Origin of the sequence: Aquitalea magnusonii, assembly GCF_003202035.1 — a bacterium.
GTDB classification, from domain to species: domain Bacteria; phylum Pseudomonadota; class Gammaproteobacteria; order Burkholderiales; family Chromobacteriaceae; genus Aquitalea; species Aquitalea magnusonii.
In genome coordinates this window covers 168023-187130 of the sequence record NZ_QJKC01000006.1, presented here as the reverse complement: position 1 = coordinate 187130, position 19108 = coordinate 168023, and the positions used below count along the sequence as shown (strand labels likewise).

Annotated in this window: 15 protein-coding genes; 5 read left to right on the top strand and 10 right to left on the bottom strand. The window is 60.8% G+C overall.

Annotated elements, in window-relative coordinates; genetic code table 11:
* Window positions 1–11 precede the first annotated feature (11 nt).
* Both rfaD and cysM read left to right on the top strand, forming a co-directional pair.
* Complete coding sequence (rfaD, locus tag DFR38_RS08490; RefSeq protein WP_059285877.1) at window positions 12–1007, top strand: ADP-glyceromanno-heptose 6-epimerase; 996 nt, start codon at window positions 12–14, stop codon at window positions 1005–1007.
* A 159-nt stretch (window positions 1008–1166) separates the two neighbouring features.
* A complete protein-coding gene (gene cysM / locus DFR38_RS08485) occupies window positions 1167–2054 on the top strand; it encodes a cysteine synthase CysM (RefSeq protein WP_420865216.1) in 888 nt (295 codons plus the stop codon).
* Window positions 2055–2126: 72 nt separating this feature from the next.
* On the opposite strand, the gene DFR38_RS08480 is transcribed toward cysM, so the two are convergent.
* The 3 genes from DFR38_RS08480 to DFR38_RS08470 form a co-directional block, all read right to left on the bottom strand.
* On the bottom strand, window positions 2127–3305 hold the full coding sequence (locus DFR38_RS08480; protein ID WP_199052252.1) for a DUF3734 domain-containing protein: 1179 nt from the start codon (window positions 3303–3305) through the stop codon (window positions 2127–2129).
* Between the two features lie 203 nt (window positions 3306–3508).
* Window positions 3509–4291, bottom strand: coding sequence for a 3-hydroxybutyrate dehydrogenase (locus DFR38_RS08475; protein WP_059285875.1), 783 nt, complete (start codon window positions 4289–4291; stop codon window positions 3509–3511).
* A gap of 16 nt (window positions 4292–4307) precedes the next feature.
* On the bottom strand, window positions 4308–5048 hold the full coding sequence (locus tag DFR38_RS08470; RefSeq protein ID WP_059285874.1) for an acetoacetate decarboxylase: 741 nt from the start codon (window positions 5046–5048) through the stop codon (window positions 4308–4310).
* 296 nt (window positions 5049–5344) lie between these two features.
* Between DFR38_RS08470 and zapE the strand changes: the two genes are divergently transcribed.
* The gene (gene zapE / locus DFR38_RS08465) at window positions 5345–6508 is read left to right on the top strand and encodes a cell division protein ZapE (protein WP_059285873.1); all 1164 of its coding nucleotides are present in this window, start codon (window positions 5345–5347) and stop codon (window positions 6506–6508) included.
* Between the two features lie 50 nt (window positions 6509–6558).
* On the opposite strand, the gene DFR38_RS08460 is transcribed toward zapE, so the two are convergent.
* The 3 genes from DFR38_RS08460 to earP form a co-directional block, all read right to left on the bottom strand.
* Window positions 6559–7101, bottom strand: coding sequence for a DinB family protein (locus tag DFR38_RS08460; RefSeq protein ID WP_110313270.1), 543 nt, complete (start codon window positions 7099–7101; stop codon window positions 6559–6561).
* 103 nt (window positions 7102–7204) lie between these two features.
* Window positions 7205–7768 carry an elongation factor P gene (gene efp, locus DFR38_RS08455; protein ID WP_059285870.1) on the bottom strand — a complete coding sequence of 188 codons (564 nt, stop codon included), beginning with the start codon at window positions 7766–7768 and terminating at the stop codon, window positions 7205–7207.
* Between the two features lie 57 nt (window positions 7769–7825).
* Window positions 7826–8983: an elongation factor P maturation arginine rhamnosyltransferase EarP gene (gene earP / locus DFR38_RS08450; protein WP_110313286.1), complete on the bottom strand. Its 1158-nt coding sequence runs from the start codon at window positions 8981–8983 to the stop codon at window positions 7826–7828.
* Between the two features lie 164 nt (window positions 8984–9147).
* Here earP and DFR38_RS08445 point away from each other — a divergent pair, with 164 nt between their 5' ends.
* Both DFR38_RS08445 and DFR38_RS08440 read left to right on the top strand, forming a co-directional pair.
* A complete protein-coding gene (locus DFR38_RS08445; RefSeq protein WP_110313285.1) occupies window positions 9148–12477 on the top strand; it encodes a DUF748 domain-containing protein in 3330 nt (1109 codons plus the stop codon).
* A gap of 231 nt (window positions 12478–12708) precedes the next feature.
* Window positions 12709–15576 (top strand): adenosylcobalamin-dependent ribonucleoside-diphosphate reductase, encoded by a 2868-nt coding sequence (locus DFR38_RS08440; protein ID WP_059285058.1) that lies wholly within the window; start codon window positions 12709–12711, stop codon window positions 15574–15576.
* A 57-nt stretch (window positions 15577–15633) separates the two neighbouring features.
* On the opposite strand, the gene DFR38_RS08435 is transcribed toward DFR38_RS08440, so the two are convergent.
* From DFR38_RS08435 to DFR38_RS08420, 4 genes are read right to left on the bottom strand one after another with little or no spacing between them, the layout of a single operon-like run.
* Window positions 15634–16527 (bottom strand): SMP-30/gluconolactonase/LRE family protein, encoded by an 894-nt coding sequence (locus tag DFR38_RS08435; protein ID WP_110313269.1) that lies wholly within the window; start codon window positions 16525–16527, stop codon window positions 15634–15636.
* Complete coding sequence (locus tag DFR38_RS08430; RefSeq protein ID WP_059285060.1) at window positions 16524–17243, bottom strand: GntR family transcriptional regulator; 720 nt, start codon at window positions 17241–17243, stop codon at window positions 16524–16526. The genes DFR38_RS08435 and DFR38_RS08430 overlap by 4 nt, the downstream gene beginning before the upstream one ends.
* Complete coding sequence (locus DFR38_RS08425; RefSeq protein WP_059285061.1) at window positions 17240–18115, bottom strand: carbohydrate ABC transporter permease; 876 nt, start codon at window positions 18113–18115, stop codon at window positions 17240–17242. Before DFR38_RS08425 ends, DFR38_RS08430 begins: the two co-directional genes overlap by 4 nt.
* A complete protein-coding gene (locus DFR38_RS08420; protein ID WP_082693308.1) occupies window positions 18115–19068 on the bottom strand; it encodes a carbohydrate ABC transporter permease in 954 nt (317 codons plus the stop codon). Before DFR38_RS08420 ends, DFR38_RS08425 begins: the two co-directional genes overlap by 1 nt.
* Window positions 19069–19108 lie beyond the last annotated feature (40 nt).

Sequence of the window (19108 nt, the reverse complement as noted above, 5' to 3'; positions counted from 1 at the left end):
AAGGACGCACAATGACTATCGTGGTGACCGGCGCCGCCGGCTTTATCGGTTCCAATATCGTCAAGGCGCTGAACCAGCGCGGTATGACCGACATCATCGCCGTGGACAACCTGACCTCCGGCGACAAATTCCGCAATCTGGTCGACTGTGAAATCGCCCACTACCTGGACAAGCATGATTTCCTCAATCTGCTGCTGGAAGGCGAGTTCGAGGGCGAGATCAGCGCCATCCTGCATCAGGGTGCCTGCTCCGACACCATGAACCACGACGGCAAGTACATGATGGATAACAACTATCAGTACACACTGGCGCTGTTTGATTACTGCCAGCACGAGGAAATCCAGTTCCTGTTTGCCTCCAGCGCGGCTACTTATGGCAAGGGCACTATCTTCAAGGAAGAGCGCCAGTACGAAGGCCCGCTCAATGTGTATGGCTACTCCAAATTCCTGTTTGACCAGGTGTTGCGCCAGCGCATGAAGGAAGGCCTGTCCGCGCAGGCCGTAGGCTTCCGCTATTTCAATGTCTATGGCCCGCAAGAGCAGCACAAGGGACGCATGGCCTCGGTGGCCTTCCACAACTTCAACCAGTACCGCGAACACGGCAAGGTCAAGCTGTTTGGCAGCAATGATGGCTGGGGCAATGGCATGCAAAGCCGTGACTTTGTCTCGGTGGAAGACGTGGTCAAGGTCAATCTGTATTTCCTGGATAACCCGGGCAAGAGCGGCATTTTCAACCTGGGCTCCGGCCGCGCCCAGCCTTTCAACGATGTGGCGGTGTCCACCGTCAATGCCTGCCGCCGCCACGAAGGCAAGCCGGCACTGAGCCTGGACGAACTGGTGGCCCAGGGCATCATCGAGTACATCGATTTTCCGGAAGCGCTCAAGGGCAAATACCAGAGCTTTACCCAGGCCGATATCGGCAAGCTGCGCGATGCCGGCTACAGCGCCCCCATGCTGACGGTGGAGCAGGGCGTGGACCGTTATGTGGACTGGCTGATCAGCCGCTAAGTCTCCGGCCATTCGCACCAGCCGCCATGCCTGAGGCTTGGCGGCTTTTTTATTGCCATTGCCATGGCGCTTGCTGCTTGGTTATTTGATTAGAAATAACGGTTCGACTGCCTGTTAGCACCAGGTCGTATAATGGCGCTCTGCCAAGGAGACTCACTCGTGTACAAGTATCTGGAAGACTTCGTCGGCCATACGCCGCTGGTTCGGCTCAAGCGTATGCCGGGGGATAGCAGCAATGTGCTGCTGCTCAAGCTGGAAGGGAATAATCCGGCCGGTTCGGTCAAGGACCGCCCCGCGCTGTCGATGATCCGCCGGGCCGAGGCACGTGGCGATATCAAGCCGGGGGATACCCTGATCGAGCCGACCAGTGGCAATACCGGCATTGCGCTGGCCATGGCGGCGGCCATGATGGGTTACAAGATGATCCTGCTGATGCCGGAAGGCTCCAGTACCGAACGCGTGCAAACCATGCGCGCCTATGGTGCCGAGGTGATTCTGACTCCGAAAGAAGCTTCCATGCCGGGGGCCATCGACGAAGCACACCGCATGCAGCGTGCCGGGCTGGGGGTGATTCTGGACCAGTTTGCCAACCCGGATAATCCGCTGGCGCACTATGAAGGAACCGGGCCGGAAATCTGGGCCGATACCCAGGGCAAGATCACCCACTTTGTTTCCAGCATGGGGACCACCGGCACCATCATGGGCAATAGCCGTTATCTGAAAGAACAGAATCCGGCCATCCAGATCATCGGTGTGCAGCCGGAAACCGGTAGCCAGATTCCCGGCATCCGCAAATGGGAAGACGAGTACCTGCCCAGGATCTGTGATTTCAGCCGTATCGATCAGCTGATTCATGTGTCGCAGCAAGAGGCGGAAGACACCGCCCGCCAACTGGCGCGAGAAGAAGGCATTCTGGCCGGTCCGTCTTCCGGTGGCGCCCTGGCGGTGGCATTGCGGCTGAACCGGCAGCTGGAAAACGCGGTCATCGTATCCATCGTGTGTGACCGTGGCGACCGCTACCTGTCGACGGGCCTGTTTCCTCTGTAGGACGAACAGTTCAATACAAAAAGCCGTTTCCATCAGGAAACGGCTTTTTGTATTGGTGGGCGCGGTGTCTGTTCAGCGATGAATATCGTGGGTCACGCAGGAGTTGGCCGCATCCGGCATGTCCAGCCAGCCGGGGCGCTGCAGGCTGTTGCGAATGTCCTGATAACCGCTGTGCCAGTGCTGGCGCATGGTTTGCAGGCCAAATTGGTAGTCTTTGTAATGATCATCGTAAACCTTGTCCTGATAAATCAGATGGATGACATTTAGCCGCTGGCTACTGGCGGCCTGCTGCGCAGCCAGGAATATTTTCTTGTCGTGATGCTCGGCAGGAACCAGCTCCATCAGCTCGGACAGCATCTCGCGAAAGTGCAGTTCGTGGCGCAGTACATCGGTCATCATGCGGGTGCGGCTGGAGTACTGGATGTCTTTTTGGCGCATGGCCACTTCCTTCATATTGCCGGGCAGGTCGCCACGCGCACTCCACAGGTCTACCTGGAAGGCCAGGGTATTGTTGCGTTCATCGGCACCAATCAGCTGCCCCAGCGGGGTATTGGACACCACACCACCATCCCAGTAGAACTCACCGTCGATTTCCACCGCAGGAAAGCCCGGAGGCAACGCACCTGAGGCCATGAAATGCTCCGCTCGCAGCTTTTGCCGTGTGTTGTCGAAATAGACAAAGTTGCCGGTACGCACATTGACCGCGCCAACCGACACCCGCATCAGCCGGCTGTCATTGAGGCGGTCGAAATCCACCAGTTGTTCCAGTGTCTGCTTGAGCGGGCTGGTGTCGTAAAAACTGATCTCCGCCGGTGTGCTGTACTGGTGAAAGCTCCAGGGCAGGCGCGGCCGATAGAAGCCGTTCTGACCTTCCAGTAGCGAGCGCCAGGCTTCCCAGCCGGCCAGCATGTGCTGCATCGGGTCTGGCCATTGGCTGGTATCCAGATGACTCAATGGCGTTGCCGGAAGTAATGGCGGCTGACAGATGGTTTCCCAGAAGCGGCGCAGTTGGTCCACCCGTTTGTTGGGCGGGTTGCCGGCAATGATGGCTGCATTGAGCGCCCCGATGGAAATGCCGGCCACCCAGTTGGGGTGCAGGTCGGCCTCGGCCAGGCCCTGATAGACGCCAGGCTGGTAGGAACCCAGCGCGCCGCCACCTTGCAGCAACAGGGCGACGACATGGTATTGATGGCCGGCCGGCAGGCTGGCGCTTTGATAAAGCTGGTGTTGCGGATCGTAGCCAACGCTCATGCAATACTCCGTTTGCACATCGCTGTGCGGCTGGTTGCTGGTATGCCAGGGAAGGGAGCCAGCCGCCAAGGGGGCGGCTCCCTTCATTATCCGCTGCGGCCTGAAGCGGCTCACTGCGTGGTGCGGCGTCTCAGGGACTGCGCAGCCGATGCAGACCGGCCAGGGCCAGAAGGCATGGCTGCGGCAGCGGTAGTGTCAGCCTTTTATTGCATGTACCAGCCATGGCTGACCACAATCGACTGGCCGGTCAGGGCATTGCTGGGGAAGGAGGCCAGGTAGAGTGCCGTCTGGGCGATATCATCCACGGTGGTGAAGACGCCATCGACGGTGTCACCCAGCATCACGTGCTTGATGACTTCGTCTTCGGAGATGCCCAGGGTCTTGGCCTGTTCGGGGATCTGCTTTTCCACCAGCGGGGTGCGCACGAAGCCGGGGCAGATCACATTGGAGCGGACATTGTATTCCGCCCCTTCCTTGGCCAGTACCTTGCTCAGCCCCAGCAGCGCATGCTTGGCTGCGACATAGGCGGACTTGAGCTTGGAGCCTTCGTGCGAGTGCACCGAACCCATGAAGATGACGGTGCCACCGCGCTTGTCCTTGTACATGTGGGGCAGGGCGGCCTTGGTGGTGAGGAAACCACCATCGACATGAATGGCTTGCAGCCTTTTCCAGTCGGCAAAGCTGAAATCCACCAGCGGGCTGATGATCTGGATGCCGGCATTGGATACCAGGATATCCAGCTGGCCAAAGGCATCCACCACGGCCTGGGTGCCGGCATTGACCGCCTCTTCATTGGTGACATCCATGGCCACGCCCATGGCTTTGCCGCCTGCGGCGATGATTTCCTTGGCCGTGGCCTCGGCTGCGGCCAGATTGATGTCGGCAATGGCCACCGCAGCGCCCTCGCGGGCATAGGTCTCGGCAATGGCGCGGCCGATGCCGCTGGCGGCGCCGGTAATCAGGGCAACTTTTCCTTGCAGTTTCATGCTTCTTCTCCTTTGGTCAGCGCAGATAATCGAATTCAACTTTGCCAAGGCCCAGAGTCAGGTCGGCAACATAATGTTTGGCACCCAGTATTTCCAGCACCGGTAAATCCGCCACCGGTGCCAGTGCATGGGGGGAGAGTGACAAGGCGGCAGGTCCAGTCCAGGCGCCATGCACTTCGACATCCAGCATGGGGAAGCTCACCAGTTCGCAGATGCGCGCCGTGCCATCGACATGAGGGATGATTTTCAGCAGGTAGTTGGGGGTGTCGCGCAGGCTTTGGGCTATGACGGCGCGGTCCAGTTCCCGGTGCTTGTAGCCCATGCTGCCGGTGGCCACGCGTACCGGGCCATAGTTCAGCTCGCCCACCAGGGTGTCGGTATGCACTTTCAGCTGGGGGGAGGCCATTTTCTTCGGAAAGCCCCACAACTCGCGGCCGCCGGCGGTGGGCGGGTGGTCATTCAGATACATGGCGTGGGTGTAGTTGCCCGCTTTGCCCTGGTAGGAAACCGGAATCACCTGGCCGCTTTCGGTGTAGTCGCCAAAGCCGGTGGAGTCCGGCATGCGGATGAATTCGAAATTGACCACCGGCTCGATCATTTGCAATGGTTCGGGAATCACCGCCCGCAGTTTGTCCGGGTCGGTGCGGTAGCTGATGATGAAGAATTCCCGCTGGTAAAAGCGGTAGGGGCCGGGAGGAAAGGCTGGGCTGGTCAGCGGCATGGCAAAGGCTTGCCGACGAATCTGTTCGATATTCATGAACCTACCTGTAAGGATGTCGTGCGTTGCTGGAATGCATGCCGCCATGACCGGCTGGCGGCAGCCCATTAAGAATGTCTGGCGGGAGGCTTTACAGCCAGATCGTGGTGACAGGTCTAATTGTCAGGGGCAATGGATTGCAGCAGCATGACCGACCTTGTTTTTCACTTGCCCGACAGCGCGCCGATTCGGGTTATCATGCGCTATTGATCGCCGGACGGGCAGGGCTCGCGGTATGGCTTTATTGCGCCGGTGCCAGCCTGCGCCACAACACCAACAACAGAACAGCACACATCATGTCCCAGCATACCTTTTCCCCGGATGGCAACGCCCTGACCAGCCCCAAGGCCTGGTACCAGGCCGCCAGTGAAAAGCCCGGTTTCATTCATGATGCGGCACAGGCAGCCGCCATCGAAGAGCTCGATGCCTTGTGGCATCAATTGCTGGAATTCAAGGACAAGCGCAACCGCTTTCTGGGCCGCAGCCTGCGCAGCCCGGATGTGCCGCGTGGCCTGTATTTCTGGGGGGGCGTGGGGCGTGGCAAGAGCTTCCTGATGGATGCCTTCTACGCCTGCGTGCCGTATCGACGCAAGCGCCGCATTCATTTCCACAATTTCATGGCCGAGGTGCACCGCGAACTGCGCCAGCTGGCGGGGAGCAAAGACCCTTTGCTGGCCTATGCCGACAAGATCGCCCGCGAAACCCGTCTGCTGTGTTTTGACGAATTCCATGTCAGCGACATTGCCGATGCCATGATGCTGGGCCGCCTGCTCAGCGCCTTGTTCGAGCGTGGCGTGGTGCTGGTGACCACTTCCAACTACCCGCCGGATGGCTTGTACCCGAACGGTTTGCAACGGCAGAACTTCCTGCCGACCATTGACTTGATCAAGCGCGAATTGAATGTGCTGAATGTGGATGGTGGCAATGACTATCGCCTGCGCGAACTGACCCGTGAGCCCTTGTTCATGGTGCCGGACGATGCCGCTGCCGAGGCGCGCATGGAGGCCATGTTTAGCCGCTTGAGCAGCGAGACGCTGATTGCCAAGCAGGAAATCGAGATTCTGGGGCGGCAGATTCCGCTGAAGAAACTGGCACCGGGCATGATCTGGTTTGATTTTCCGGCCATCTGTGATGGTCCGCGCGCCCAGACCGACTATCTGGAGATCGCCACCGAATTCCATACCGTGTTCATCAGCGGTATTCCCAAGCTGGCGGCCAAGGATGCCTCCATTGCCCGCCGCTTTACCTGGCTGGTGGATGTGTTTTACGACAACCGGGTGAAGCTGATTGCTTCGGCCGCAGTGCCCATCGACGATATTTATACCGACGGCGTACAGGCCAGCGAGTTTTTCCGTACCGCCAGCCGGCTGACCGAAATGCAGTCCAAGAGTTATCTGGAGCTGCCGCACCAGAGTGCCGGCCAGACCCACGACCAGCCACCGCCGGGCGTGGTGATCTGAAATACCGTGCTGTGCTGCCCACGGCCAGACAGTGTCTGGCCGTTTTGCTGTCAGGCTTGCGGAATGTCGTCGATCAGGGCAATCAGGTCGGTGATGCCGACGTCCTCGCCCAGCTGGGACAGCAAGGTGGTGGCCTGACCGCGATGATGGGTCTGGTGGTTGAAGAAGTGCAGCAGAAGGGCGTGGAAGTTCTTGCGCTGCGCGATGCCACGGGTGTTGTGATAGGCCAGCGGCTGATCAAGATCGCTGTCGTTGAGCGCGCTGCATAAGCGGATGATGACTTCGTCCAGCAGCTGTCGCCGCGCCGCTAGCGCGGGCAGCTGGTCAAACAGCAAGCCGTTCAAGGAGGTGGGCGCTGCCATGGCCTGCAGCGGCTGCAAGGCGGCAAAGTTGGCGGGGTGCTGGCCAAAGCGTTGCAGCCACAAGGTGTCGGCTACCACGATGTGATTGAGCGTACCAAACAGCGAACCAAAAAAGGCGCCGCGGTCCTGCTGCAAGACCGCTTCTGGCAAGCGGGCTGCAGCCTGGTAAAGCTTGTCATTCATCCACTGGTTGTAGCGGGCTTGCAGCGCAAGCTGTGCGAGTCGGTTCATCGTGCCCTCCTGAAAACAGCACGATAACGCAGCATTTGCCGGAATGACAGGCAAAACAAAAGCGGCCATCAGGCCGCTTTTTGCACAGCATTCAAACAAGCGATCAGGCGCGCTTCTTGAATTCGCCGGTGCGGGTGTCGATTTCGATCTTTTCGCCGGTATTGACGAAGGCCGGAACCTGTACTTCGAAGGTGGTGCCTACCAGACGAGCCGGCTTCAGAACCTTGCCCGAAGTATCGCCGCGTACGGCCGGTTCGGTGTATTCCACTTCGCGTACCACGGTGGTCGGCAGTTCCACGGAGATGGCCTTGCCATCGTAGAAGGTAACCTGGCAAACATCTTCCATGCCATCAACGATGTAGTTGAGTGCGTCGCCCAGGTTGTCGGCTTCTACTTCGTACTGGTTGAATTCGCTATCCATGAAGACATACATCGGGTCAGCAAAGTAGGAGTAGGTGCAATCCTTGCGATCCAGAACCACGACGTCGAACTTGTCGTCAGCGCGGTAAACGGCTTCAGAGCCGGTGCCGGTCAGCAGGTTCTTCATCTTCATTTTTACAACGGATGCGTTGCGGCCGGATTTGCTGAATTCGGCTTTTTGCACGACCATCGGGTCGTTGCCTACCATGAATACGTTGCCAGCGCGGAGTTCTTGTGCGGTTTTCATTGCTTGTAAAGTCCCAAACTCTTGATTGAACTCGGAAATCGGTTTCCGAAAAACGGGCTATTCTAGCTGGTTTTCTATGAATTGCACCAGCCGCATCCCCAAGTCTCCTTGCTCGAGCAACTTGTCCGGCCAGTTGCGGCTGTGCTGATGCCATTGCGGCAGGCACTTTTCCAGCTGCTGCCAGGCTGCCACCATGCCCTGGCCATGGTTCCAGGCATGGCTTGCCGCCTGCAGGGCGCTGGCGGTTTCCGCGTCAATGCCTCGGCAGTAGTGTGACAAAAAGGCATCAAGCTTCACCATGTGCGCCGCATCGTCTTGCGGATAGATATGCCAGATGAAGGGCCGGCCCGCCCATTGTGCCCGGACAAAGCTGTCCTCGCCGCGCACGAAGTTGATATCGCAAGACCACAGGGTCAGATCGTAACTGTCCTGATCGGTCATCGGCAGCACATGCACGGTCAGCGCGCCGCGTGTGGCATGCTGTCCGGCCTGCAGCGGCCGCCCCAGCACTGCCTCGACATCGGCCAGCACCTTGCCCTCCGGCACCATGCAGTGCACCGGCAGCGGGCTGCCTGTCCAGTACTCCAGCAACTCGCGTGCCGCCGGGTTTTCATAGGCAAACAGGCTGATGCGCCACTCCTCCGGCTGCTTTTCCGGAATATCGAACATCTGCCAGAAGGCGCGTTGCGCCAGCTTGTCTTGTTGCCAGCGCTGACGGGTGGCGATCAGCCCATCTTCGCACAGCAGGCCGCCGGTGCGATTGGTAAAGCCGGGAAAGAAAAAGTACTTGGTCAAGGGCAGGCGCGGGTGGGGCGAGGCCATGCCATGGCAGCCTTCCACCCAGTCTTCCGCCGACAGGTATTCCAGATTGATCCACACCGGTCTGATGTCAGCCCCTGCCATGGCTTGTTCCACGGCGTCGGGCAGGCGGCAGCCAAAGGCTTCGATCACCACCCGTGCCGGCTGGTAGCCGGCAAAGCTGTCGTGAGGCTCCCAGCGGCGGATGTCGATATCGTCCACCAGCTGTTGTGGGCTGGCCGGGTCCAGCAAGGGGGCGATGCGGGCAAAACTGGCCAGATCATCCACCCACAGCCGCACCGGGTGGCCAAAGTCATGAGCCAGCCGGCGGGCCAGTCGCCAGGCCACCCCGATATCACCGTAGTTGTCGATGACGGTACAGAAAATATCCCAGCTGAGGCGTGCGGTCTGTGGCATGGCGGCATGATGAAATGAGGGCAGGCGCAGCATAGCACGCGCTGCTGCGGCCTGTGCGGCTGTGGCTGCCGGTCAGGCGTGCCAACAACTTTGCTAACAACATGCGGGTAACACTATTTGATAAAACAGTTAAAATGAAAGCTAATGCCTACAAGAAGAACGCCATGAGCACAACTGATCAGAATTCTGGAAATCCCCCCTTGCCAGGCAAGGCTGCGCGCTGGCGGCGCTGGCTGGCCGGCCTGCTTGGCATCATCGTGCTGTGCTGGGGCTTTCTGGCGGGTATTGCGCCGGGCATCGTACAAAGCCAGGCCAGCAAATGGGCTGCCGGCATCGGTCGCCAGCTGAGCCTGGGCGAAGTGTCCATCAATCCGTGGAAAATGGCGGTGGAAATCCACCGGCTGCAACTGGCCGAGGGCAAGGGCGAACCACTGTTTGCCGCCGACCGGGTCTATGTCGATTTCGACCCCACCGCGCTGTTGCTGGGGCGCTGGCAGCTGTCGGAATTCGCGATGGACGCGCCCAGGCTATGGGTCAAGCGTGACGGGCAAGGGCAGTGGAACTGGGCGCGCTTCATCAGCGATGCCAGCGGCCCGCCCCAGCCGAAAAAACAGGACAGCACCACACCAACATTCCTGCTGCAGGCACTGGCCATCCGCAATGGCCAGATCATGGTCAATGACCAGCTGGCCGGCAGCAAGGAGCAGTTCAAGGTTTCGCCACTGAATCTGTCGCTGACGGATATTTCCACCCTGCCGGAAGCCGGTGGCTATCGCCTGCATGCTGCCCTGGGGGATGGTACCCAGCTGGACTGGAAGGGCAGCCTGCAATTGCAGCCTTTGCAATCGACCGGCCAGGCCAGCATCCGCGGCTTTACCCTGGCCAGCGTGTGGGACTACATCAAGCCGCAGTTCAATATCGCCAAGCCGCAAGGCGAGCTGTCGGCCCAGGCCAGTTATCACTTCGACATGAGTGGCAAGCGTGCCCAGCTGCAGATCAGCCCCTTCAATGCCCAGCTCAAGGGCTTGCTGATGCAGGCACCGGCCAGCCAGCACCATTTTTCCCTGCCCACCCTCAATGTCAGTGGTGGCAGCTTTGATCTGCAGGGCAGCCGCCTGGCGATCAAGCAAGTGGCGCTGGAGGGCGGCAGCCTGGATGCAATGCGCATGCAGAATGGTGTGATCGACTGGATGATGGCCTTGCCGCAACAGCCGGCCAGCGCAGCGGCCCAGCCCGCGCACCAGAATGCGCCGTCGCCATGGTCCATCACGGTGGACGATATCAAGCTGGCCAACTGGCAATACCGGCTGACCGATGCCGGTTTCACCACGCCCTTGCAGCTGTCAGCCTCCTTGCCGCTATTGCATGCCCGTTTTGCGCTGGACCCCAGACAGGGCTTCAGCGTTGACCGGCTGGCGGCCGAACTGGCTGACATCAAGCTGGGTAATGGCGAGCGGGAAGAGCAGATCAGCCTGGCCAAGGCCACGCTGCAGCCTTCGCGCATTGTGCAGCATGGTCTGCTGATCGAGCCGGGTGCGCTGGATTTGCAAGGCCTGCGCGTGGCTGTGGAACGCAACAAGCAGGGGCAGTTAAACCTGGCCCGGCTGTTTGCCCGCGGCAAGGTCAATCCGCCAGCCAGCCAGCCGGCAAGCGCCGACGGCAAGAGCCAGCCGGGCTGGCAGCTGCATTACCCCGCGGTCAAGCTGACAGATGGCCAGCTGGGCTGGAGCGACCAGACCCTGCCGCGACCGGTCAGTGCCACGCTGCGCGCGCTGAACGCCACCTTGCAGCCTGATGCTGCCGGCCAGCTGGCGCTGGAACTGGCCGGCCAGCTGGAGTCCGGCCAGCTCAAGGCCGCGTTGCAGCTGGACCCGGCCAGCGCAGCCGTCAAGGGCAAGGTGAATGCCCTGGCCCTGCCGCTGGCACCGTTTGCACCGTATGGTTTGTCCGGCACGCCGCTGCGCATGAATGGCGGCCAGCTGAATGCCCAGCTGGATGTGGAGTCGGCGAGCAAAGGCTGGAAAGTGGCCGGCACTGCCGGCATCAGCAGCCTGGCCATCATGGAGCCGGGTGAGAAACTGCCGCTGCTGGGCTGGCGCAATCTGCGGGTCAACGGTATCCGTGCCCAGAGCACCCAGGCCTTGCCGCTCAGCGTGGCGGTACAGGATGTGCAGCTGGAAGAACTGTCTGCCAGATTGATTCTGGACGCCCAGCGCCAGCTCAACTGGCAGCGTATTTTTGCCGCCAAGGCCGCGGCTGCGCCGAAAACCGCAGCGGCCGCCAAGCCAGCAGCGGCCAGCAGCATGCCGCCAGTGGAAATCCGCAGCATTCATCTGAACCGCAGCAAGGTGCAGTTTGCCGACCAGAGCATGCAGCCGAACTTTGCCACCCAGATGCACCATCTGCGCGGTTCGATCCAGGGCCTGTCCACCCGCCCCGGCCGCACCGGCACCATCACGCTGGATGGCGATGTCGACCAGTATGGTGATGTGCGGGTACGCGGCGTGCTGGCCCCGCTGGCGGTGACTGACAATACCGATGTCACGCTGTCTTTCCGCAATATTCCGCTCAACAACCTCAACCCCTACGCCACCACCTTTGCCGGCTGGCGCATCAATGATGGCCGGCTCACCGTCGACCTGCACTATCTGCTGGACCACCGCCAGATGAAGGGGCAGAACCGGGTGGTGATCAACACCATCCAGCTGGGTGACGAGGTGCCGGACTACAAGGGTACCCACCTGCCGCTGCGGCTGGCGGTGGCCTTGCTGGAGGATAGCGACGGCAAGATCGATCTGGATTTGCCGGTATCCGGCAGCCTGGATGACCCGCAGTTCAGCTATGGCCAGATCGTGTGGAAGGCGCTGGTGAATGTGCTGACCAAGGTGGTCACCGCCCCGTTCCGTGCCCTGGGTGCGTTGCTGGGTGGCGATGGCTTCGACAATGTCTACTTCATTCCGGGTGAGGCCAATGTGGCACCGCCGGAGCGCGAGAAGCTGGAAAAGGTGGCTGCGGTAATGGCCAAGCGGCCCAAGATGCAGTTGCAGCTTGCCGGCAGTTTTGATCCGGCGGTCGACAGCAAGGAGCTGGCCCGTGCCCGCATCGACAGCGCCATCCTGCAGGCCGCCGGGCGCAGCCTGTTGCCGGGCGAACCGCTGCCGCTGCCCGACATGGCCGACCCGGCCATGCTGGATGCCATCAAGACGGTGTATGCCAAGCGCCTGGGCCGTCTCAAGCTGATGGGCCATACCCTCAATCCGGGTGGTCCGGCGGGCAGTGCACTGGCCAAGCTGTTGCGTGGCGAGCTGATTGCGGCCGAGAAAGTGGACGATGCCGCCTTGCAGGCACTGGCGCAGCAACGTGCCGAAAATGCCCGCAAGGTGATGATGCGGATTGACAACACTTTGGCCGCACGCATCACACTGGGCGAAGCCGCCAAAACCCGCGCCGAACGGGACGGCATCGCCATCGGCATCAAGCTGGGCAGCAAGTAGACGCTAATTCGGCTTGATGTCCATCAATAAACGGCGTAACTACATATGGTGTAGTACGCCGTTTTCTTTTGCCACATATTGTGAGTTTTGCGTAAGAATGGGCAGCCGCCTCATCGGCAGAGCCGTGGGCGAAGGGGCGGCGTAATGCCCTGGCAGCGGTTAAACTGTCTAGTCGATGCGACTGCGGTAATCAGGACAATTCTCAAATAAATCAGGAATCGAGGGGCCGGAATGAAGCGTGAAAACAGTGCGGTCATGCTGGAGCAGGACATCTCGCGTGAGGTCTTGCTGGAAAAGTATGCCAAGGGCGATGAGCAGAGTGTCAGCGAGGTCAGACAACGGGTAGCGCGCGCACTGGCGGCGCTGGAGCAGGACCCGGCCCGCTTCGAGCCGCTGTTCTTCCAGGCACTGGACAATGGCTTCATTCCCGGTGGCCGCATCAATTCCGCCGCCGGTACCGAGCTGCGCGCCACGCTGATCAACTGCTTTGTGCAGCCGGTGGGCGATTCGGTCTCCGAACCTTCCAATGGCAAGGCCGGTATTTACGAAGCACTGCTGCAGGCCGCCGAAACCATGCGTCGTGGCGGTGGTGTGGGCTACAACTTCTCGCGCATACGTCCCAAGGGGGCACGGGTAAAAGGCACCAATAGCCGCGCTTCCGGGCCGGTATCGTATATGCGGGTGTTCGACCGCAGTTGCGAGACGGTGGAATCCGCCGGTGCCCGCCGTGGTGCGCAAATGGGTGTGCTGGATGTCAGCCATCCGGACGTGGAAGACTTCATCCACGCCAAGGACAAGGGCGACCTGCGCAACTTCAATATTTCGGTTGGTGTATCCGACGATTTCATGCGTGCGGTGGAAGCCGATGCCGAGTGGGAACTGACCCACAGTGTGGAACCGGCCACCGACGCCTTCCCCGGCCACTACCAGCGTGCCGACGGCCTGTGGGTGTACCGCAAGGTGTCTGCCCGTGCGCTGTGGCAGCAGATCATGGAATCCACCTATGACCACGCCGAGCCGGGCGTGCTGTTCATGTCCAGGATCAACCAGGACAACAACCTGTCCTATTGTGAGGTGATTGAATCCACCAACCCCTGCGGCGAACAACCGCTGCCGGATTACGGCTGCTGCGACCTGGGTTCGGTCAACCTCACCAAATACGTGCGTCAACCGTTTGGTGCCAAGCCCAGCTTTGATTTCAAGGCCTTCGAGAACGTGGTGCGCATGTCCATCCGCATGCTGGACAATGTGCTGGACCTGACCGTATGGCCGCTGAAAGAGCAGGAGCGCGAAGCGCAGTCCAAACGCCGCGTCGGTCTGGGTTTTACCGGCCTGGGCGATGCGCTGATCATGCTGAAGATTCGTTACGACAGCGAAGAAGGCCGACGTTTTGCCGCGCGCATTTCCGAATCCATGCGCGATGCAGCCTATGATGCCTCGGTGGACCTGGCTATCGAGAAGGGCGCTTTCCCGCTGTTTGATGCCGACAAATATCTGGCCGAACCGCATTGCGCCAGCCGCCTGCCGGACAGTATCAAGGCCCGTATCCGCAAGCACGGCATCCGCAACTCGCACCTGCTGTCGATAGCCCCTACCGGCACCATTTCGCTGGCGTTTGCCGATAACGCCAGCAATGGCATCGAGCCGCCGTTCTCCTGGTTCTACACCCGCAAAAAGCGCATGGCCGATGGCACGACCCAGGAATACCTAGTGGAAGACCATGCCTATCGCGTCTACCGCATGCAGGGCGGCGACACCCAGGCGCTGCCGGACTACTTTGTCTCGGCGCTGGAAATGAGCGCGCTGGACCATATGCGCATGGTGGCCGCCGTGGCCCCGTATATCGACACTGCCATCTCCAAAACGGTGAACGTGCCGGCGGATTATCCGTTTGCCGATTTCGAAAGCCTGTATCTGGAAGCCTGGCGTAATGGCCTGAAGGGCATTACCACTTACCGTCCCAACAGCGTGCTCGGTTCGGTACTGTCGGTGGAACCGGCCAAGGAAAGCGCCAAGGAAGCCCCGCAGGACCTGTCCGCCAGCCAGGATGGCGACCCGGACCGCCGCATCACCCTGAACACCGCGCCCAGCCCGGCGCTGGCCAGTCTGAAATGGCCAAACCGGCCCAAGCTGAAAGAGGGCAACCCGTCCTGGACCTATATGGTGGAAGGCCCGGCCGGTGACTTTGCCGTGGTGGTGGGGCATGTGGAAAATGGCCGCATCACGCCCTTTGAGTGCTGGGTGAATGCCACCGAAGAACAGCGTGGCCTGGGCGCGATTGCCAAGACCCTTTCGATGGACATGCGCTGCCGCGACCACGCCTGGCTGTCGGCCAAGCTGGAAGCCTTGTCGCATACCAATGGCGACAAGCGCTATGTGTTCGAGCTGGGCGAACGCACCGTCTATGCCACTTCCGCTGCCGCCGCGCTGGGGCAGGTGGTACGTCATCGCGTGGAACAGCTGGGCGCACTGATTGCTGACCAGCACGAACCCACCCCGGTGATGGATGCGCTGTTTGCCCGCAAGGAACCGAAATCCGGCACCGATGGCACCATGAGCTGGTCGGTGGATGTGGCCAACCCGCAAACCGGTGACGATTTCGTACTCTTCCTGAAAGAACTGGTATTGCCCAATGGTCAGCGCCGCCCGTACTCGGTGTGGCTGGCCGGTAATTACCCGCGCGAACTGGATGGCCTGTGCAAGATGCTGTCGCTGGACATGCGGGTGATAGACCCGGCCTGGATCGGCATGAAGCTGCGCAAGCTGTTGACCTATGCCGAGCCGCAAGGCGATTTCTTTGCCCGCATTCCGGGGCAGGAAAAATCGCAAAGCTGGCCGTCCACCGTGGCCTATATGGCGCAGCTGATGATTCACCGCTACGCCATGCTGGGTGTGCTGACCCAGGATGGGGTGCCACTGGAGGAAATGGGGGTGATGGTGCCGGAGCAGAGCGATCTGTTCAGCCCGGAAACTGCCGCGCAGCCGGCACTCAAACCCTTGTCCGGCAAGCCCTGCCCGGAATGTGGCAATCATGCGCTGATCAAGAAGGATGGTTGTGAATTCTGCACCGCTTGCGGCCATGTAGGGGCTTGCGGATAAGGTGTAGTGCTTGCGGGTGGGGCGCTCTGTAAGCTGACCTGCCTGCAGGCTGGAGCCTCAGCCATCGTCTCGATAGCGGTTTTCCGGCAGGCCCCGGTGGCCAGTGCGGATGGCCAGTACCGCACCATCCTGTGGGCCGGGCTGGCTCAGGCCGAAGCGGGCGGAAGTAATCAGCAGGGTATCCAGTCTGCTACCACCATCGGCATTGCCGAAGGTACAACTGGTCGGGTTACGCGCCGGCAGCGGGATGATGCGGTCGGTTTTACCTGTTGGTGTGGTACGCACAATGCAGCCTCCGCCAAAGCGGGCCGTCCACAGACAGCCATCCTCATCTATGGCCGAACCATCGGGAATGCCCGGCCCGCCTTGTTGCAATACCCGGCGCTGACTGATGTCGCCGGATGCCGCGTCGTAGTCCCACACCCAGATGGCATTGCGCTGGCTGTCGCCAGCATAAAAGCAGCGCTGGTCTGGCGACCAGGCCATGGTATTGGGACAGCCGAATTCGGCTGCGCTCAAGGCGATGGCTTGCTCCCCGCTGGTGCGCCACAGGCGACCGGCAAAGCTGGATGTGGCGCGTGGCTGGCCATGCTGGTCCAGATTGTTTTCCATGCTGGCCACCCAGAAACGTCCGGCCGGGTCACATTTGCCCTCGTTCAGCCGCAGCAGCGGCGCGGATTCCGGCCGGGTCAGCCAGTGGCGGATACCTTCGGCGGGTGTCCAGAGTGCAGTGCCGCTGGCGAAGGCCACCACAGCGCTGTCTCCCTGCGGGTTGAGCGCCAGTGCCGCAGGCAGTTCGGCAGTGGGAAAGCTGTCGGTACGGCCATCGGGCCAGCGGCGGCGGATGGCCTGTGCTGTCATGTCCACCGACCACAGGCAGCCGTGCCCGGCATCCCAGAACGGGCTTTCCCCCACCTGGTCGCGTTGCTCGCCCCAGATGGCTATTGTCATGGCTGTGCTTCGGCAAAGTACTGTGGAAACAGGCCCTGGGCCTGCTCCAGAAAAGAGAAGATACGCCGCAGATGCTGCTGCAGGCAGGCTTCGGCTGCAGCGCTGTCGGCACCGGCAATGGTTTGGCGAATGGCTTGGTGCTGGGTGATGACCATGGCCAGATCTTCCACCGAGGACACCGTCAATTGCCGGAAGCGGTCCATGTGTACCTTGACGCGGGCGATCTCCTCTATGATGGGGCCACAAGCGGCAAACATGGCGATATGGCGGTGAAAATCCTCGTCCGATTGATAAAAACGCTCCAGGTCGCCCACTTGCAGATAGGTGCGCTGCAGGGTGATCTCCTTGTCCAGCTGCATCAGCAGGAAGTGCCGCTCCGCAATGGCCATCACTTTGCGCAGCATGGCGGTTTCCAGTGCCTCGCGCATGAATTGCGATTTCTCCAGATCACTGCGCCGCAAGGGCAGCACGCGGCTGCCCCGCTGTGGCAGGACTTCCACCAGGCCCTGTTCGGCCAGCCTGGCGACTGCCTCGCGCACCGGGGTGCGGCTGACACCCAGGGTGGCGGAAAGGGAGGCTTCGGATATCAGCTGGCCCGGTTCCAGTTCAAAGCGACAAATCCGCTCCAGCAACAACTGGTAGAGCTGGCGCGCCAGCGGCTGGCGCAGATCCGGCACAAAGGGCTTGAGCGTGCCCAGGGCTGGGGGCTGGCTCATGACACACGCAGGCCTTGCATGAACTGACGGCGCAGCAGCACAAACAGTAGCAAGGTGGGCAGCGAGGCCAGCACGGCAGCGGTCAGCATGATATTGGGGCCGCTTTGCGCATAACTGCCCTGAAATACCAGCAAGGCATTCATGATGGAGCGGGTTTCCGGGCTATTGCCCAGCACCGAGGAAAACAGCATGTCGTTCCAGATCCAGGTGAATTGCAGCAGGAATACTGCCGACATCGGACCGCGCAGATTGGGCAGGATGATGCGCCAGAACAGTATCAACTCCGATGCGCCATCCAGCCGGGCTGCCTGGTCGATTTCCAGGCTGAGGTTCTGCATGTAATTGCGCAATACCAGTACCGGGAAAGGAATGCAGATGGCGGTGTACAGCAGGCACATGCCCAGATGGGTATCCAGCAGCTCTGCCCACTGGAAGCCGAAGAACAGCGGAATCAGATACATCTGGAAGGGAAACACCGTACCGGCAAACAGCAGCAGAAACCACAGATTGCGTAGCGGAAAACGCATGCGCGCCAGTGGATAGGCTGCCATGGCCGCCAGCAGCACCGCGAGGGCGGCACCGATGCCGGCATACAGGGTGGAGTTGAGCATGGCCTGCGCCATGCCTGCTTGCTCCCAGGCCATGCGGATATTGTCCAGCAGGGGGGCCGCACTGGCGGGCAGGGAAAGCGGTGCGCTGGCGGCGTATTCAGCGCTGGATTTGAAAATGGCCAGCAGCACATAGCTGAAGGGCAGCAGCCAGAGCAAGGCCAGGGCCAAGCCGCACAGGGTCTTGCCCCAGCGCAGCGGCGAGGGGGTGGGCGGCCTGGCCGTGGCAATCCACGCCAGCTCTTGTGGTGATAGGTTTTGCATCAGCGCACCATCCTGTCTGCACGGGCTTGCAATAGGGTCTGGAGCCAGGTAACGGCCAGCACCACGCCTCCAATCACCACGGCGGTGGCGGCGGCAAAGGCCCAGCTGTTTTTCTGGAAGGCTTCGAAGTACATGAACACGGCCAGCGACAGGGTGCGCTGTTGCGGATAGTTCGCCCCCATCACCCACAGCAGATCGAACACGGTAAACCCGGCCAGTACCGACAGAATCACCACCATCAGCAAGGTGGGGGCGAGCAGGGGCAGGGTGATGTGGCGGAACAGCGGCCAGGGACCGGCACCATCCATGCGGGCGGCTTCCAGCGGATCGCGCGGCAGCGCCGCCAGCCCGAGCAACAACAAGACCATCACCAGCCCGCAGCTTTGCCAGACAAAGGCCAGGATGATGGCGGGCGTGACCAGCTGTTCTTCAAACAGCCAGCCGGTTTCCACCGGCATATTGGTGAACACGCCCAGCATCTGGTTGAGCATGCCTTGCGGTGCATAGACGTAATACCACATCACCCCCGCAGCGGTAGGGGCGAGGATGCGTGGCAGGAAAATGATGGATTTGAACCATTCCTGACCGGGCATCCGGCGAAACAGCAAGGCCATGCCCAGACCAAGGCTGAGCGGGAACAGCACCGAGGCCACCACCCACAATGCGGTATTGCCCAGCGCCTCGTCAAAATAGGGGTTGTCCGACAGCTGGATATAGTTCTGCCAGCCAGCGAAATCGTCGCGCCCCTCAAACAATTGCCATTGGGTGAAGCTGAGCCAGATGTTGTACAGCACCGGCAGTAACAGCAGGCCGCCCACCAGCAGCAGGGCCGGGGCCATGAAGCGCAGTGCCACCCGCAGCTGGCGACGTTGCCGGGCACGTTCGCGCGCCTTGATGTGTGCCAGGCCGATACGGGCTAGCAGTTGTTGATCGTGCTGCATGAGTGGGTTCATGCCGGTCTCCGTTGAAGTGCGGCTGGTTGGCCTGTTGCCA

Excerpts from the sequence above, each read along its gene's own strand:
- zapE (WP_059285873.1), top strand. The coding sequence starts at position 5,345 with ATGTCCCAGCATACCTTTTCCCCGGATGGCAACGCCCTGACCAGCCCC.
- DFR38_RS08435 (WP_110313269.1), bottom strand. The coding sequence starts at position 16,527 with ATGACAATAGCCATCTGGGGCGAGCAACGCGACCAGGTGGGGGAAAGC.
- DFR38_RS08460 (WP_110313270.1), bottom strand. The coding sequence starts at position 7,101 with ATGAACCGACTCGCACAGCTTGCGCTGCAAGCCCGCTACAACCAGTGG.
- DFR38_RS08480 (WP_199052252.1), bottom strand. The coding sequence starts at position 3,305 with ATGAGCGTTGGCTACGATCCGCAACACCAGCTTTATCAAAGCGCCAGC.
- earP (WP_110313286.1), bottom strand. The coding sequence starts at position 8,983 with ATGCCACAGACCGCACGCCTCAGCTGGGATATTTTCTGTACCGTCATC.
- DFR38_RS08420 (WP_082693308.1), bottom strand. The coding sequence starts at position 19,068 with ATGAACCCACTCATGCAGCACGATCAACAACTGCTAGCCCGTATCGGC.
- DFR38_RS08430 (WP_059285060.1), bottom strand. The coding sequence starts at position 17,243 with ATGAGCCAGCCCCCAGCCCTGGGCACGCTCAAGCCCTTTGTGCCGGAT.
- DFR38_RS08425 (WP_059285061.1), bottom strand. The coding sequence starts at position 18,115 with ATGCAAAACCTATCACCACAAGAGCTGGCGTGGATTGCCACGGCCAGG.
- DFR38_RS08440 (WP_059285058.1), top strand. The coding sequence starts at position 12,709 with ATGAAGCGTGAAAACAGTGCGGTCATGCTGGAGCAGGACATCTCGCGT.
- DFR38_RS08445 (WP_110313285.1), top strand. The coding sequence starts at position 9,148 with ATGAGCACAACTGATCAGAATTCTGGAAATCCCCCCTTGCCAGGCAAG.
- efp (WP_059285870.1), bottom strand. The coding sequence starts at position 7,768 with ATGAAAACCGCACAAGAACTCCGCGCTGGCAACGTATTCATGGTAGGC.
- DFR38_RS08475 (WP_059285875.1), bottom strand. The coding sequence starts at position 4,291 with ATGAAACTGCAAGGAAAAGTTGCCCTGATTACCGGCGCCGCCAGCGGC.
- rfaD (WP_059285877.1), top strand. The coding sequence starts at position 12 with ATGACTATCGTGGTGACCGGCGCCGCCGGCTTTATCGGTTCCAATATC.
- DFR38_RS08470 (WP_059285874.1), bottom strand. The coding sequence starts at position 5,048 with ATGAATATCGAACAGATTCGTCGGCAAGCCTTTGCCATGCCGCTGACC.